This is a genomic window from Stenotrophomonas sp. EMP41, assembly GCF_047495535.1.
Taxonomy (GTDB): Bacteria; Pseudomonadota; Gammaproteobacteria; order Xanthomonadales; family Xanthomonadaceae; genus Stenotrophomonas; species Stenotrophomonas sepilia.
On sequence record NZ_CP179923.1, the window covers coordinates 2,252,469 to 2,266,599 of the forward strand.

Sequence of the window (14,131 nt, forward strand, 5' to 3'; positions counted from 1 at the left end):
ACAAAGCAGAGCAAATCCAAAAGAGGGAGATCACAATGCGCTTCACGTTAACTCTCCAAATACGCCTGAATCACTATCTACCAGGATGAGCAGCTCGCTGGCCAGTTTCCGCAATCTTTGTCGCATCCGACTGCGGCAATGTCATGCGGCTTGTTGACTGACTACTGTAGTCACCGGAGTCGACAGTTCGTCCCTTCTCTGGCGTCGCTGGCGTGTAGTAACTACCCGGCGGCTGCCCGCTGGGCCCCGGCGCCTGTGCAACCGGGCTGCCACCTATCTGCGAATATGCCATGAAGCTGCCCAAGGTGCCCTGGAAGAACATGGCCGCCATTGGGGGCGCAGTCAGAATCAAGGTCGTCAGGATCAATCCCATGCCGCCCTGCTGCATCGCCTGACTGGTCATACCGTCACTGGACGCGCCCATGAGTGGGAACTTGTTTACAAGCGCCGTCATCCAGAACGAAGCCGACACGCGGATCACCATGTCCAGCGCGATCGAGACCATCGCCGCCAGCACCGCCATGGAGAACATGGTTCCAATGCCGTAGAACAGCCATCGTTGGAACAGCTGCTTGGTCTGGTCGAACAGAAGGCAAAGAATGAACAGTGGTCCCAAGCCGATGAACAGGGCCATGGCGACCTCATACAGCAGCAACATTGAACCTGCCGTCACCGCAGGGCCACCCGTGCCCAGGCCGATGAACCACATCGCGCGGGTCTTGTCAGCCTGCAGCTCGGGATCATTGAGAATCTTGATGCCATCGATGCTGGACAACGCCACCTGCATCCAGGCAAGGCTCTTGTCGATCTGCGCCTCGGGCTTCTCGTCCTTGCCGGTCACAACGTGCGTGATCAGCCCCTTCACGTCTTCCGTCAGGAATTCATGGAGGTCGCGGCCGAACATGCCCATGCTCGTCGCCACCGCCACGATCAGGGCGGCGCGCGCCATGTTGGTCACCAGGATCATCATCGAATCCCGGCTGCGGCCGGTGACGATCCGATAGCCCTGCACCAGCACCCACAGGGTCATCAGGGTCAGCGCGATGCCGCCGACCCACGTCATCATGTTCTCCATCAAATGGAAGCCGAACTTGCCAATCCTGTCGCGGAGGTAGTCAAGAATCAGCTTGAAGAACACGAAGTCGCCGATCGACTGGATACGCACAGCGTGCTCCATCAGATCCTGGAACCCGCCCGAAAAATCAAAGTTGGCAATCGACCTGATCGTCATTCCTGCAATCCCTTGGTAATACTGCTTTTGCACCGGTGGCGGCGCCCATGCACTTGCTCCGCCCACCCCACCGCCTGCCTTAATCGATGGACAGTGCCGTCTTCAGCGCGACGGTCTTCACCAGATCGCTCGCAAGGGTCTTGGTGGGATCACCCTTGAGCGCCGCCTGTGCCACGATCTTCTGGTTGGCTTCCATGACTTCAATGTAGGCATCGTAAGAACGCATGCGTCCTTCCCAGCTTTGCGCTGCCACTTCCAGGTTGTTGGCCATGCGGGTCGCTTCGCTGTCCGAACCCTGGACGTTACCCTGATCATTGCTGAGGATGCGCAGATCGAAAATTTCCTTCAGGCCCGACTCCATCTGGGGAATGGACTGCGCGAGGAACATGACCGAATCGTTGTACTTGCGATTCTGCATCATGCGGATGTTCACGCAGATCTGGGTCTGCTGCTCCTTCATGTCACCGGTCGGATTGAACACAAGACTCTTGAAAAGATCGCCGGGCGAGAAACTGCTCTTGCTGCCACAGGTTTCCGCCACCAGATAGTCCGCAGGCACGGGTACCAACGGCTGTCCCTCCGGCAGGCCAATCTTCCGCATCTGTGCCTGCACCTTTACCAGTGCCTGAGCGTACTGGTCCAGCGTCCTTTTCCAGCGCTCTGCCTGCTCGGCATATTCGGCCGCGTCGGCCGCGTAACTGGTGATCGAGTTCTTGTACTCATAGATGGCCTGCAGCAGGTTCGAGTAATCGAACACCGGCCAGCCTGCGTTCGCCGTCGTGGTTGCCAACGACATAACGGCGCCCAATGCCAACGCGCTCAGTCGAGTGCTGCGCGGCATACCGGCCTTCTTCCTGTTCTTGCTCAGACTGTTCATCATCATCTCCATAGTCGGTCGTTCAAGAGCGTCGGGACACCCGACTCATGCCACGGCTTCAGTACTCGCCGTCTTTCCCGAACCCTTTCGATTCTTGTAGAAATCTTCCAACCACTGTTCCGGCGTGAGCTCGTCCACGGTGATCCGATTGCGGACTGCAGCCGTCTGCAACACTCGATGCATGATGTCGATGTTGTCGGTCGACGCCGAGATCACCGACAGGATGTCGTCCATGCCACGCAGGTTGAGCTGGCAGACGCTGGACGCATGGCCCTGCTTGACCAGGAAGCAGCGCGAGCGCTCGTCCAGGGCGGTAACCACCCTGAACTCGGCCTCGGTCAGCTTCAGGCCGTCCATGTAATCGCTCTTGCTGGCATTCGGGTTCGGCAGCAGGATCAGGGTGGCGGTCTGTTCGATCAGGGCGGCGGAGATATCACTCTTCAGTGCATCTTCCGGGCTCTGCGTTGCGAAGATGCCGAGGCCATTCTGCTTACGGATGGTCTTCTGCTTGTTCTTCGCGAATTCCTTCAGGCCACCCTCGCCGTCCAGGATCTTCCAGAATTCGTCCATCACGTAGATCAGCGGACGACCATCGATCAGCGACTCCAGGCGGTGCAGCAGGTAATTGATGACCGGCACGCGCACTTCGGGGTTGTCGATGATGTCGGTGTAGTCGAAGCCGATGATGTTGGCCTTGCTCAGATCAACGGTGTCGACCGGATTGTCGAACACCCAGCCCAGCGAATTGCCCGAGGTCCAGCGGCGCATGCGCGCGTAGAGCCCATCGTCGCCCATGTTGGGCAGGCTCTTCTGGAAGTTGGTCATGCTGCGCAGGTGCATCGGCGTATCGAGCATGCTTTCCACTGCGCGGTAGATGTCCTCTTCCTCGCGGGCGCTGTACTCACGCTTGCCGGCCAGCACCTTGATCAGGTCGGCCAGGAACTGCACGTTGGCTTCATTGTTCTCGCACTGAAACGGGTTGAAGCCGGTCGGCGCGCCGTTCTCCAGGGCCAGATAGTTGCCACCGCAGGCACGGACGAAGATCTCCGCACCACGATCTTTGTCGAAGAAGAAGATGGTCGGCGACGGCTCGTACTTCTGCACCTGGCTGAGGAGGAAGTTGATCAGCGCGGTCTTACCGGTACCGGACTTGCCGATCACCATGGTGTTGGCGATCGCCTTCTCGCCCAGCGAGTTCTCCGACGGATGGGTCGCGTGGAAATTGAAATAGTACGGCTGGCCGTTGGTGGTCTGCAGCGTGGTGACGCAGTCGCCCCACGGGTTATTGTGCTGCTTGCCGGTCGCGAAGTTGTGCAGCGGCGACAGGCCCAGGAAGTTCAGCGAGCTGACATTGGCCAGGCGGGTGCGATAGCGCCAGTTGGCCGGCAGCTGCGAGTAGAAGGACGAGGTGACCGCCAGGTCTTCCTTGGTCGACACGAAACCCGCATTGGACAGCTCGGCGCGCGTCGTGGCCACGTTCTGCGACAGTTTGGCCTGGCTGTCGCCGTAGACCGTCATGATGAAGTGGTACTCGCCCAGCACGAAATTGCCCGACGACAGCTGGTCCATCGCCTGGTCCAGCTCGACGATCTGGCTGACTGCCTTGTCACCGGAGGAGATCATCATGCCCTTGGTGCGGTCGAGCACCTTGAGCGCGTCCTGACGCCCCATCGGGCTGAACGAATGGGTGATGACGTACTCGTAGTCCAGGTACTTCAGGCCGTTGAGAATGCCCGGGTAAGTGCCCTCGGCATACTCCTTGATGTTCAGGATGGCGCCGAAGTGGTTGGCACCGTTGGGGGTATTGATGACGAAGTCACCGGTCTTGGCCGAGAACATATGGCGGCTGACCGGCAGGTAATCCTTGATTGGCGCCGACAGCACCGGCACCGGTTCGTCGATGCGATTGATCAGGTAACCGAACAGCTCCAGCGTTTCCGAGAACACCACGCCGTTCTTGGCCTCGTACATGCCCAGGCGATACGGCGCATAGTCTCGGATGACGGCCTCGACGTTGCCGGCCAGTTCCATCAGCTTTTCGACTGCCTGCTCCTGCTCCGCGCGCAGCTTGTCCACGTTCGCCGACTTTTCGACGAAGCGCTTACCCGCCACCACGGGGCGATAGATCATGGTCAGGTACAGCTCGTTCTGCATGATGCGCTGCGAGGACAGCATGCCCATGTACTGGTCGGACACGTCCTGGTTGAAGCGCTGCTTGTAGTTGCTCTTGCCCTTCAGCGTGCGGCGACGACGGATGTCATGCACCCAGAACGCCACGTTCACGAAGTCGGGTGCACGCAGCGTCTGCAGCAGGCGGTTGAACGTGTTATGGCGATGCTCAAGCTCCCATTCCTCACGGCCCACGAACGGCAGCCCTTCCAGATGCCAGGTCAGCAGGTAGTCGCCGCCCGTGGTCTTGACCACGTTCGGGGCGACGTGCGACGACAACGGGATGAACTCACTGATGGAGGTGTCAGGGCTGAACATACGACTGCTTCCAAAGAGGTAGTGCCAAGGAGTTACAAAGGACCCGGCGGGCGCGGACGCCCGCCGGGCCGGATCCGGACCTCAATCCATTCGGGCCGGCTTGTCGCGGTAATGGTTGGGGTTGAACACCCACATGCCATCGTGTTCCTGCACGTTGCGGACTTTCAGCTTGAACATCAGGCGCAGGCCCAACAGGCGGAAGATCATTTCGTCACGCTTGGCCATCTGTCGCATGATGAAGACCGCCACCGGGATGGTGAGCAGGAACCAGAAGTTCGTGTACATGCTGAGCAGCAGCAACCCGCCTGCCACCATGAAAAATGGCAGGTAGGGCACGCCCAGGAACATTGCTGGGCGCGTGCAGCCGCGGAACACGACGTTCTTATGCACTGTAGTACTGGATTGCGTTGTTGATCAGGTAGTAGGTGCTGCTGCCGCCACCGCACTTGCCGTCGCTGCCGTCACCCAGCAGCATGCGCGCGATCTGGCCCGCAGCGCCGATCAGCACGCCGCCGATCAGGATCGGTGCAACGTCGGCGATGCGCTTGTGCGCGAAGGCGATCTGATAACCGGCGAAGATCACCGCGATGGTGACCACGGCGATCGAGGCGATGTTCAGCAGGCCGTTGATGTTGTTGAAGAAGCCGCACACCTTCTTGTCGGTGCCGCCGAAGTCGACGGCACCGTTGGCGAAGACCTGCGGGGCGAACATGGCGCCGACGAAGATCGTGGCCATCAGCAGGGTCTTCAGCGTGCGCTGGGCCTGGACGAGGTCGAGATTGGATCGCTTCATGGATTGATTTCCTTGTTGATGGACTAACACAACTGAATCGACCAGCCGGGGGACTGGCCGCACCACGACTTCGTCAGAACACGAAGGCCGCATCCCCTGCGGGAATCTGCTGCACCGGTGCGGCCTGCACCGGCGCGTTGTACGAATTGTCGGTACCGGCCACAGGCTGGTTACGCTCGCTCCAGGGGCGCAACATCACCGGTCCTTCGTTGCCGACGCCAGCCGCGCCCGGCAATTGCTGCGGCATGGCCATCGCCTGTGCGGGGCCCTGCTGTGGCATGCCGCCGGCCTGCTGCTGCGGATAGGCGCCCGCCTGGGCCGGCTGCGCCTGCGGCTGCATCATCCGATCCACCGAACCCAGTACCACCTTGGACAGTGCCTGGTCGGCGATGTTCAGCAGGCTGCCCCGCGCCATCGCTCCGGTGGACGGGTACACGACATAGGCGCGTGCGGGATCTTCCGACGGCACGTACACGGGGCCATTGGATTGAGCAACGATGCGCGCCTGCGCCGGCGAAGCCAGCTGCGGGTGATGCTCGACTTTCACCGCGCGGCGCTCCCCCCGACTGACCACGTCGATCGGTGCGACACCATTGCTGGCGACCTGCTGGCCGCGGCGCATCGAGTCGTAGATCTTCTGCACGTAGCCGTGACGGAAGCCAGTCTCGAAATTGCCCGAGTAGTAACAGCTGAACGACTTGCCCCAGTCACCACCGGAGCGCTTGTAGCACTCGGCGAGGATGCGCGAACCGGCCTGCAGGTTCGGGCACTGCTGGAAGGCCTTCTCGTAGGAATCCAGCCCGTATTTGCCCAGGTTGTAGCGATTGACCTGGGCCAGCCCGATCGAGAAGTTGTAGCCCTTCTCTTCCAGCATGCGCACCGTCGCTAGCGCTTCATCCAAGGCCTTGGGCTGGCGCACCAGTGCACCGCCCACCACGCCGATGGCATAGGGATTGCGCGACGATTCGACGTTGATGACGTGCTGCATCACATCCATCGACACGGCCATCTCCGGGCACGCCATCATTTCCAGTCCTGGCAGCATCCCTCAGCCCTCCTGCCCCTGGGCACGCCCAGGATTAAAGTCGATGCCGGTGATGTAGCGCGAGCCGGCATGCGCCTTGATATGCACAACGATGTCGATGGTCATCATCAACAGCCGCTTGATCACGTTGAACTCCAGGCCCGAACCTTCGGCTGAAGCCTTCACCATAAGCGCCAGCTGGTCCCAGGTCTGCTCCGGGCTGCCGGCATGGCAGCTGGTGATCGAGCCCGGGTGGCCGGACGCGCAGTTGCGGATGAAGTAGAACGCTTCGTCACCGCGCAGCTCGGCCAGGATGATGCGCTCGGGCTTCATGCGCAGGCAGGCTTCCATGCAGCTCTTGGCGCTGACATTGCTGGTGCTTTGTCCACCCTTGGAATACAGCAGGTGCACGACGTTGGGCTGGGTCAGGAACAGCTCGCGCGCGTCCTCAATGGTGACCAGGCGCTCGTTGTCCGGGATATGGTTGACCAAGGCCTTCATGAAGGTGGTCTTGCCGCTACCGGTCGCACCGGATACCACGATGTTCTTGCGGTACATCACCGCACGCCGGAAGAACTCGGCGTACTCGCGCGAATGGCGCAGCTCCAGCAGCTCACGATCCTGCTCGCTGATGCTGCCATCGCTTTCCAGGATCTGGTTGAAGAAACCATCCTCGTGATACTGGCTGAGCGACTTGGTGTGCTTGGACGGCAAACGGATGGTGATCGACACCTTCCCCGCGTCACAGGCCGGCGGAATCACAAACTGCGCACGCTGGCCGGTGGGGAACGTGAGCGACACCACCGGATCGGCATCGGTGATGCGCTGGCCGGTGTTGCTCTCGTTCACCACTGCCGTGCAGAACTGCCGGGCCCGCTCGAAGGTCAGGCTCGGCACGTCCACCCGCTGCCACCCCGCCCGGGTTTCCAGGTACAGCTCGCCGGGACGGTTGATGCAGATTTCCGTCACTTCCGGAGAAGTCATGTACTCGGCGATGCCCAGCACTTCATACTGATAGCGCAGGAAATCGCTGGAGACGAGGGCGAGGGGTGACACTTCGGCGTCCATGATCGTTCGTTGGGTTACCGGCGGGGATTCAGCACATTGGTGAAGTCAACGTCCTTTGCAACGTAGACGTTCACGATCGTGCCCTGGTTGATGGTGACGGTCGGCGGACGACGGGTGCTGCTGAGTGCCTCGTTGGCCAGGCGCTCCATCGTGCGGGCGGTGGCGCTTTCATAGGGCGACTGCACCGTCATGCCATTGTTCGCGATGGTGGTGGTCTCCGGGCCGTGCTCTGCGGCCGCATACTTGAAGGCATCGGAAATCAGGCTGATCATCAGCGCCGAGGCGATACGGCTGCCCCAGTGTGCGCTGTATTGGCCCGGATGACCGGCGCCACCCAGCTGATCCACGCCCGGGCTGGACATCGCAACGTCGATTCCGTTCGGGGTAGTGATGCGATCCCAGATCACTTCCACACGCTTGCCAGTAGGTCCACCGCCATAGGCACCGTAGATCTTGGAGCCCTTCGGCAGCAGCAGGCTGCGACCGTTGATTGAATACACCGGTTCGGTCAGCAGGCACGAGGTGTAGCCGGCGAGGTCGGTGATGATGCGGGTTTCCAGCACGCAACGCAGGTAGGTGCCACGCACCAGCAGCGCATCAGGGCTACGGATGTAGCTGGCGCTGGAGACATCTTCGACGTCCGGGCCGCGGCGAACCTTTGCGGGTGCGGTGTTGCCGTTCTGCGCCTGCAGCGTGGCGAGCATGGCCTGCTCGTAGGATGAAGGAGCCCCGCCAGCCTGGCCCTGCCCTTCACTCATGCCGCCCACGCCGCCACCAGAACCGGCAATGCGGCGATCGAGCAGCGACGGGCCACGCTCGACTTCACGTTCCTGACGCGAGCCCAGCATCCCCGGCGAAATGGCGTTGCTTTCCTGCGGCGGCAGCGGCGGCAGCATCGGAATCGGGTCAACGGGCTGCATCGCCTGGGACGGAACCGGATCCGTCTGCACAGCGTCCGGCAGCGTCGGCGTGGACACACGCGCGACTTCCGGCACCTTCTGTGCAGCGTCCTTGTCATCCTGGCCCTTGCGGAACAGCAGGAAGCCCATGGCCACCAACAGCAGCACGATGCCACCGAGGAACAGCAGCGCCTTGCGGTTCAGCCGCTGCTCTTCGGCCGAGCGCAGCTGCGGCGCGGCCGCGTCCAGATCCGGCGCCGGCTCGGCCTGGGCCGTGCCGAAATAGGGATTCGACGGCGCGTCCGCGGCACCCTGTGCGCCGTACGGGCTCTGGCTCTCGTCGCGTCCGTTGTTCGGGTCGTTTCCGGGAGTGTTCTGCTGGCTCATTTCTTCACGTTCCTTCGCAGGCCGACGACGAAGTCGCCGTGGCGGATGACCAGGTACGGGTGCGTCCCGTGCACGATCAGCGTATTGCCTTCAACCGTGGTGTTGACCACAAAGTCTTCACCGTATTCCGTTTCACGACCAAACACGGCCGGGAAGATGCCGGTCTTGTACTCCGGCGAATTCGGCAGTTTCAGGTATGTGAAACGACCATCGTCGTAGGCGTTGACCGGGATCAGCCACCCCATCTTCTTCGCCTTGCTGGTCGAGTAGGAGTAGTTGAAGTTGTACTGCCGGTCCTTGGCCAGCTCCGAGCTCAACAACGGCTTGGCCTCTTCCTCGACCGCTTCCTGGGCGACGCCGAACACCGTGTCGTTGGGATAGACGAAGGCGATCTTGTACTGCACGCCTGCACGGCGGGCCTGCTCCAGCTGGCGCCAGTCGGTGGCCACCACCTTCAGCTCGAAGATGTAGGAATGGGTCTCGGTGCGCACCATCATGTTGGTGTCGACGTCGACGTTCTTCGGCTTGAGGTAGAACACGTTCTCGCGGCGGGTCAGTTCCCAGCCGCTGCTGAAGCCGGTGCTGTAGTCGAGGATCTTCTCGTTCGGGCTCAACTCGATCTGGGTGGTCAGGCCCAGGCCGGTTCGAACCGGATAGATGCGGTCCTTCTCGTACTCGTAGTGGTCAACCGCCTGCGCCATCGCCGCTGCTGAGAACAGCAACGACAACATCGACAGCAGCGCCAGCGCGCTTCCCCTGATATTTCGACTACTCATCGGTTGCTTGCTCCATCAGCAGTTCCGGTGGAATTGTTCTGCGCCGGCCTCATGGCCGGCTGTCCGGGCATGGCCTGCCCCGGCATTGCTTGCCCCTGCACCGGCTGACCCTGCACCGGCTGACCCGGCATTGCTTGCCCCTGCACCGGCTGACCCGGCATGGGTTGACCCTGTACGGGCTGGCCCGGCACCTGGCCGTTGGCCGGAGCCGCGACCGGCTGGCCGGTGGCCGGATCGATCATGGTGGCCGCGGCCGGATTGTTCGGATCGTAGACGCCCTGCGCCTGCTGCGCCGCCTGAGCGGCCTGCTGCGCCTGCGCCTGCATGGCGCCGTCATCCGGTACCGGCACGCCACGCGAGTAGTCGTTGTCGACACGGTACTCGGTGACCTGGAACGCCAGCGGATTGAGGATACGATCCTGTTCGGACAGCGCCAGGTTCTGGTTGTACTCGAAGCGCATCGTCACCAGCTGGTTGTCCAGGTAGGTAGAGACGCCGGTGCGCTTGTCCAGCAGGCTGCGCTGGATGCGCACCGAAGCGCCGCGGAAGCTGCCGTTCGGTTCTGCGCCAAGCGGCGTGATGCTGAGGATCTTGACCCGGATCGCGCGTTCGCGGCCATACATCACGAACGGGTTCTGCGGATTGTTGCCGGCATAGCGGACGCGCATGGACTGCGCCACCGGATCGGTGGACATCACGAACACCAGCTCCCAGTCACGCAGACCCATCACTGCCGAGTCGTACGATTCGCGCGCGAGCACGTACTGGGCGACGTTGCTGCGATTGATCGCTTCGTTGGTGGTGATCGTCTCGCCCTGGAACGTGCCACTCAGGCGCGCGACTGTTGCCGTACCCGTGTAGGCATCGGCCATCACCAGGAACGGCACCTTCTCCTTCAGCGGCAGCATGTAGTAGTAGCCGCCTGCCAGTGCGAGCGACATCAGCAACGAGCCTGTGGCGACCCACCATGCGCGCCGCTCGCTGCGGCGTGCCATGTCGGCCACGGTGATCTCGTAGCTGACCGCCTTGGCGACCGACTGCTCGACCTTGGGACTATTGCCGGGATCCTTCTTGCGGAACATGGATTCTTCCGTACTGCTGAAACATCAATGGGCGTGGCACCCCTGCGACAGGCGCGGGGAGCGGCACGTTCGATGATTTCGAGGTGGACTCAGGTGCCGCTGTTGGAATCAGCGCCCTGTGCCGACGCGGTCGGCGTCGAGCCAGCGCTCTGCACAACGATCTGGTTGCCAACGATGGAGACGGAGATGCCCTGCGCCGCGTAGGCCGCCGTCAGATCGATCACGGCCTGCTGTGCGTTGGTGGTGTCGATGTTCGAGACTGCGCCATACAGGGTGAAATCCGAGCTGAGGCGGTAGTCCAGCGTGCGCCCGGAATCCTTGGCCCAACGCTCGAGCATGGCTTTGAGCGTGCCATCCATCGGCGAGGCCTGGTAGACGTAGCTGGAGTACAGCGGAATTTCGGTCGTCGTCGCAGCAAAGCGGTTGACCGGCTTCCAGCGGCCTCCGAAATCCGGAGCGGACTTGGTGGCGCAACCGGCCACCATCAGCGCCGCCACTGCGGCGATGGACATTTTCGCGATAAACGCCTGATTCATACGGGCTTCACTTTGACGTACGAAAAAGCAGTCCCGAGCATTGGTCCCCTGGTCGTCCGGCGCTGCATCGCGCACGCCGGAATCGGAGGGACACGCTGTGTGCAGCGCACCCACTCCGGCTCCCCTGCAGCCCAAAGGCTGCCAACCAGGTCGCGGGGCCATCGGCGCAGCCGACAACACATCCGCATACCTCACCAACGTCGAAACCATCCTTGTTTCCATGGCACAAACTCCTGGCCACCCTGCTGCTACATCTCCGACATCCAGCACACACTTCTGGACGACAGGCACAGGGTCGCACAACCACGCGTCAATTCCATGTCAGACAAGTCTGAAAATCCATGAACAAATGCCAAATTCTTGACCGAAATCACGAATTCACATTTTTAACTACGAATCAATTTCACAAATTAAGCGTCGTGAATTAGACGTTCAGCATCGGAACGTCCACCTTCGGCAGCAGCCTCGAAGTGAAATAGCGGTCCTTGTAGTAGCGGATCTTGTCGCACTTCACCGGATGCGGTATGCCCTCGTACAGGAACACCTCCATGTCCGGTCCCATCGCCTTCAGCTCCTGCGGCAGCATCAGCGCGCGCCGTTCCTCGGTGAAGTTGTGGGTCTTCTCGCGGGCATGGGTGACGTTCTTCCTGCGCACCGTGGTGTAGCCCAGCATGTCCGAGTAGTCGTTGGCATCCTGCTGTTCACGCGGCGCGTACAGGATCTGCAGGGCGTGGTTGGTGATGATCGTGCGCGAGACCTCCCGCCCATAGGTGGCATCGAGCTGGGACATGCTCTGGATGATCGGCAGCAGCCGGATGTTGTAGCCGGCCATGTAGGACACCGCCGAGGCGATGATCTCGACTTTGCCGATCGAGGTGAATTCGTCCATCAGCAGCAGGCACTGGTACTTCAGGTCCGGGTTGGACTTGGGCAGTTCCTTGGTGTTGAGGTTGATCAGCTGGCTGAAGAACAGGTTGATGATCAACCGGCTCTCGGCCAGCTTGTTCGGCTGGATGCCGATATAGATGGTCATCTTCTTCTTGCGGACATCGGTCAGCAGGAAGTCGTTGCAGCTGGTGGCCTTGTCCAGCACCGGATTGATCCAGGGATTGAGCGGTTCCTTGAAGGTGCCCAGGATCGAGGCGAAGGTCTCGTCAGCCTGGGACAACATGTTGGCGAATGCCGAACGCGCATTGGCGCTGAGGAACGGCCGCTCCGACAGGGTCTTGAGGTACTTCTTCAGGTCGGTGCCGTCGCCGGAGGACAGCCGGTACACCGCACCGAGCGTGGGCGTGCCGGCGCCGCCCGGGAAACCGCTGCTGCGCTCGTCGTCCCAGTTCTCGAACAGGTACAGGGTGAAGGCCATGAACGCGTTGCGCGCCTGGCTGACCCAGAATTTCTGGTCCTCGGCCCCGTCCGGATACAGCATCGCGGCGATGCTCATCAGGTCCGACACCCGGAAGGCCGGATCATCGGAGACGTAGCTGAGCGGGTTCCAGCGGTGCGTGCGCCGATCTTCGGCGAAGGGATTGAACAGGTAGATCTCCTGGCCCTGGCTGGCGCGCCAACCGCTGGTCAGGTCGAAGTTCTCCTGCTTGATGTCCAGCACGACCAGTGATTCGCCGTACTCCAGCAGGTTCGGGATGACCACGCCCACGCCCTTGCCCGAGCGGGTCGGCGCGGCCAGGATCACGAACTGCTGGCCGTCCAGGCGCACCAGCTTGCCGCCATGGCTGCCGACCACGATGCTCTGGCCAGTCTTCTTGAACATGCCGTGCTTGGCCAGGTCGGCGCCGGTGGCGAAGCGTGCATCGCCGTGCAGCGAGCGCTTGTCCTTCTTCAGCAGCAGCACCAGGCCGGCGACCAGCAGCACCAGCAGGGGCAGGCCGAAGCCCACGTAGCCAGCCCATTTGATCTTGCCCACGAAGGGCGCGACCTGCGGTTGGCCGATGGCGTGGACGTACTGGTAGTAGATGTTCCAGGTGAACAGCTGGGTGTCCAGCCCCAGGAACAGCAGGGTCAGATAGCCGGAAAACACGAAACCGAGCAGCAGGGTCGCCAGCGTGATGATGGCGATGAGCAGATACTTCTTACTGGGCAACACCCGAATCCTCCATGATGCGCACGCGGCGCGACGGCCTAGCGGTGGCGCCAGCGCGACGCCTTCTTCCGCAGGTGGTTCTCGTTTTCCAGCCCGGGCTCCTCGCCCTCTTCACGCACCAGTTGCAGCAAGCGTTGGCGCGCTTCGGCCAGTGATATCAGGTCGGTCAGACGATCCCCATCGTCGGCGACGACCGCATGGCCGACCACATCGCCGGGAGCGTACACCGGCTCGTAGGACACCGCTACCAGCTGATAGCGGCCTCGGGTTTCCAGCACATGCCTGAATTCCTGCATCGCATTCCTCCTTGTCGGGGCAACACTGCGCCCCCTGCCCCGCCATCATGCCCGTGGCAGCGTCATGGGCGCATCCACAACCGCTGCGGCTTTTGCGCGAAACTGTGCGCGGACATCCAAGGAGACTGCAATGGACTGGGTAGCACTCGCCCGTACGCTGGCCACCGAGGCCCACGCGGGGCAGATCGACAAGGCCGGCCAGCCTTATATCGGCCATGTGGCGCGGGTGGCGGCCGCGGTGCGCGGCGACGATGACGCCGAAGTGGTGGCCTGGCTGCATGACGTGGCCGAGGACTGCCCGGCGTTTGCCGCACGGATCGAGGTATTTCCGGCGCCGCTGCGCGAGGCGGTGCAACTGCTCAACCGCGATGCAGCTCCTGACGCGGAAAGCTACTACGCGCGCATTGCCGCCCACCCGCTGGCACTGAAAGTGAAGCGCGCCGATCTGGATGACAACGCCGATCCACAGCGGCTGGCGATGCTGGACGGGACCACGGCAGGGCGCCTTCGCGACAAATACGCTCATGCCCGGGCGGCGCTGGGCATCTGAGCCGGCCGCGAGGCGACGCGGAGG

At 61.9% G+C, this 14,131-nt stretch carries 14 protein-coding genes; 1 reads left to right on the forward strand and 13 read right to left on the reverse strand.

Annotated elements, in window-relative coordinates; genetic code table 11:
• Positions 1 to 73 precede the first annotated feature (73 nt).
• From ACMGRF_RS10370 to ACMGRF_RS10430, 13 genes are all read right to left on the reverse strand, one after another.
• Positions 74 to 1,231, reverse strand: coding sequence for a type IV secretion system protein (locus ACMGRF_RS10370; protein ID WP_099486514.1), 1,158 nt, complete (start codon positions 1,229 to 1,231; stop codon positions 74 to 76).
• Positions 1,232 to 1,310: 79 nt separating this feature from the next.
• The gene (locus ACMGRF_RS10375; RefSeq protein WP_223224833.1) at positions 1,311 to 2,108 is read right to left on the reverse strand and encodes a hypothetical protein; all 798 of its coding nucleotides are present in this window, start codon (positions 2,106 to 2,108) and stop codon (positions 1,311 to 1,313) included.
• A 45-nt stretch (positions 2,109 to 2,153) separates the two neighbouring features.
• A complete protein-coding gene (locus tag ACMGRF_RS10380; RefSeq protein ID WP_099486518.1) occupies positions 2,154 to 4,595 on the reverse strand; it encodes a VirB4 family type IV secretion/conjugal transfer ATPase in 2,442 nt (813 codons plus the stop codon).
• 81 nt (positions 4,596 to 4,676) lie between these two features.
• The gene (locus ACMGRF_RS10385) at positions 4,677 to 4,985 is read right to left on the reverse strand and encodes a type IV secretion system protein VirB3 (protein ID WP_019660289.1); all 309 of its coding nucleotides are present in this window, start codon (positions 4,983 to 4,985) and stop codon (positions 4,677 to 4,679) included.
• A complete protein-coding gene (locus ACMGRF_RS10390) occupies positions 4,978 to 5,388 on the reverse strand; it encodes a TrbC/VirB2 family protein (protein ID WP_019660290.1) in 411 nt (136 codons plus the stop codon). Before ACMGRF_RS10390 ends, ACMGRF_RS10385 begins: the two co-directional genes overlap by 8 nt.
• A gap of 73 nt (positions 5,389 to 5,461) precedes the next feature.
• Positions 5,462 to 6,433: a lytic transglycosylase domain-containing protein gene (locus tag ACMGRF_RS10395; RefSeq protein WP_111190839.1), complete on the reverse strand. Its 972-nt coding sequence runs from the start codon at positions 6,431 to 6,433 to the stop codon at positions 5,462 to 5,464.
• Between the two features lie 3 nt (positions 6,434 to 6,436).
• Positions 6,437 to 7,480 carry a P-type DNA transfer ATPase VirB11 gene (virB11, locus tag ACMGRF_RS10400; RefSeq protein ID WP_049471359.1) on the reverse strand — a complete coding sequence of 348 codons (1,044 nt, stop codon included), beginning with the start codon at positions 7,478 to 7,480 and terminating at the stop codon, positions 6,437 to 6,439.
• Positions 7,481 to 7,494: 14 nt separating this feature from the next.
• Positions 7,495 to 8,766 carry a TrbI/VirB10 family protein gene (locus ACMGRF_RS10405; RefSeq protein WP_099486523.1) on the reverse strand — a complete coding sequence of 424 codons (1,272 nt, stop codon included), beginning with the start codon at positions 8,764 to 8,766 and terminating at the stop codon, positions 7,495 to 7,497.
• Positions 8,763 to 9,542 (reverse strand): TrbG/VirB9 family P-type conjugative transfer protein, encoded by a 780-nt coding sequence (locus ACMGRF_RS10410; RefSeq protein ID WP_014037652.1) that lies wholly within the window; start codon positions 9,540 to 9,542, stop codon positions 8,763 to 8,765. Before ACMGRF_RS10410 ends, ACMGRF_RS10405 begins: the two co-directional genes overlap by 4 nt.
• Complete coding sequence (locus tag ACMGRF_RS10415) at positions 9,539 to 10,624, reverse strand: VirB8/TrbF family protein (protein WP_414485203.1); 1,086 nt, start codon at positions 10,622 to 10,624, stop codon at positions 9,539 to 9,541. Before ACMGRF_RS10415 ends, ACMGRF_RS10410 begins: the two co-directional genes overlap by 4 nt.
• Positions 10,625 to 10,713: 89 nt before the next feature.
• Positions 10,714 to 11,160, reverse strand: a complete 447-nt coding sequence (locus ACMGRF_RS10420) for a hypothetical protein (protein WP_032954281.1) — start codon at positions 11,158 to 11,160, stop codon at positions 10,714 to 10,716.
• Positions 11,161 to 11,584: 424 nt separating this feature from the next.
• Positions 11,585 to 13,264 carry a type IV secretory system conjugative DNA transfer family protein gene (locus tag ACMGRF_RS10425; RefSeq protein WP_414485204.1) on the reverse strand — a complete coding sequence of 560 codons (1,680 nt, stop codon included), beginning with the start codon at positions 13,262 to 13,264 and terminating at the stop codon, positions 11,585 to 11,587.
• A gap of 35 nt (positions 13,265 to 13,299) precedes the next feature.
• Positions 13,300 to 13,557 (reverse strand): hypothetical protein, encoded by a 258-nt coding sequence (locus ACMGRF_RS10430; protein WP_005417248.1) that lies wholly within the window; start codon positions 13,555 to 13,557, stop codon positions 13,300 to 13,302.
• A 130-nt stretch (positions 13,558 to 13,687) separates the two neighbouring features.
• Here ACMGRF_RS10430 and ACMGRF_RS10435 point away from each other — a divergent pair, with 130 nt between their 5' ends.
• Positions 13,688 to 14,107: a phosphohydrolase gene (locus tag ACMGRF_RS10435; RefSeq protein WP_414485205.1), complete on the forward strand. Its 420-nt coding sequence runs from the start codon at positions 13,688 to 13,690 to the stop codon at positions 14,105 to 14,107.
• The last annotated feature ends 24 nt before the right edge of the window (positions 14,108 to 14,131 follow it).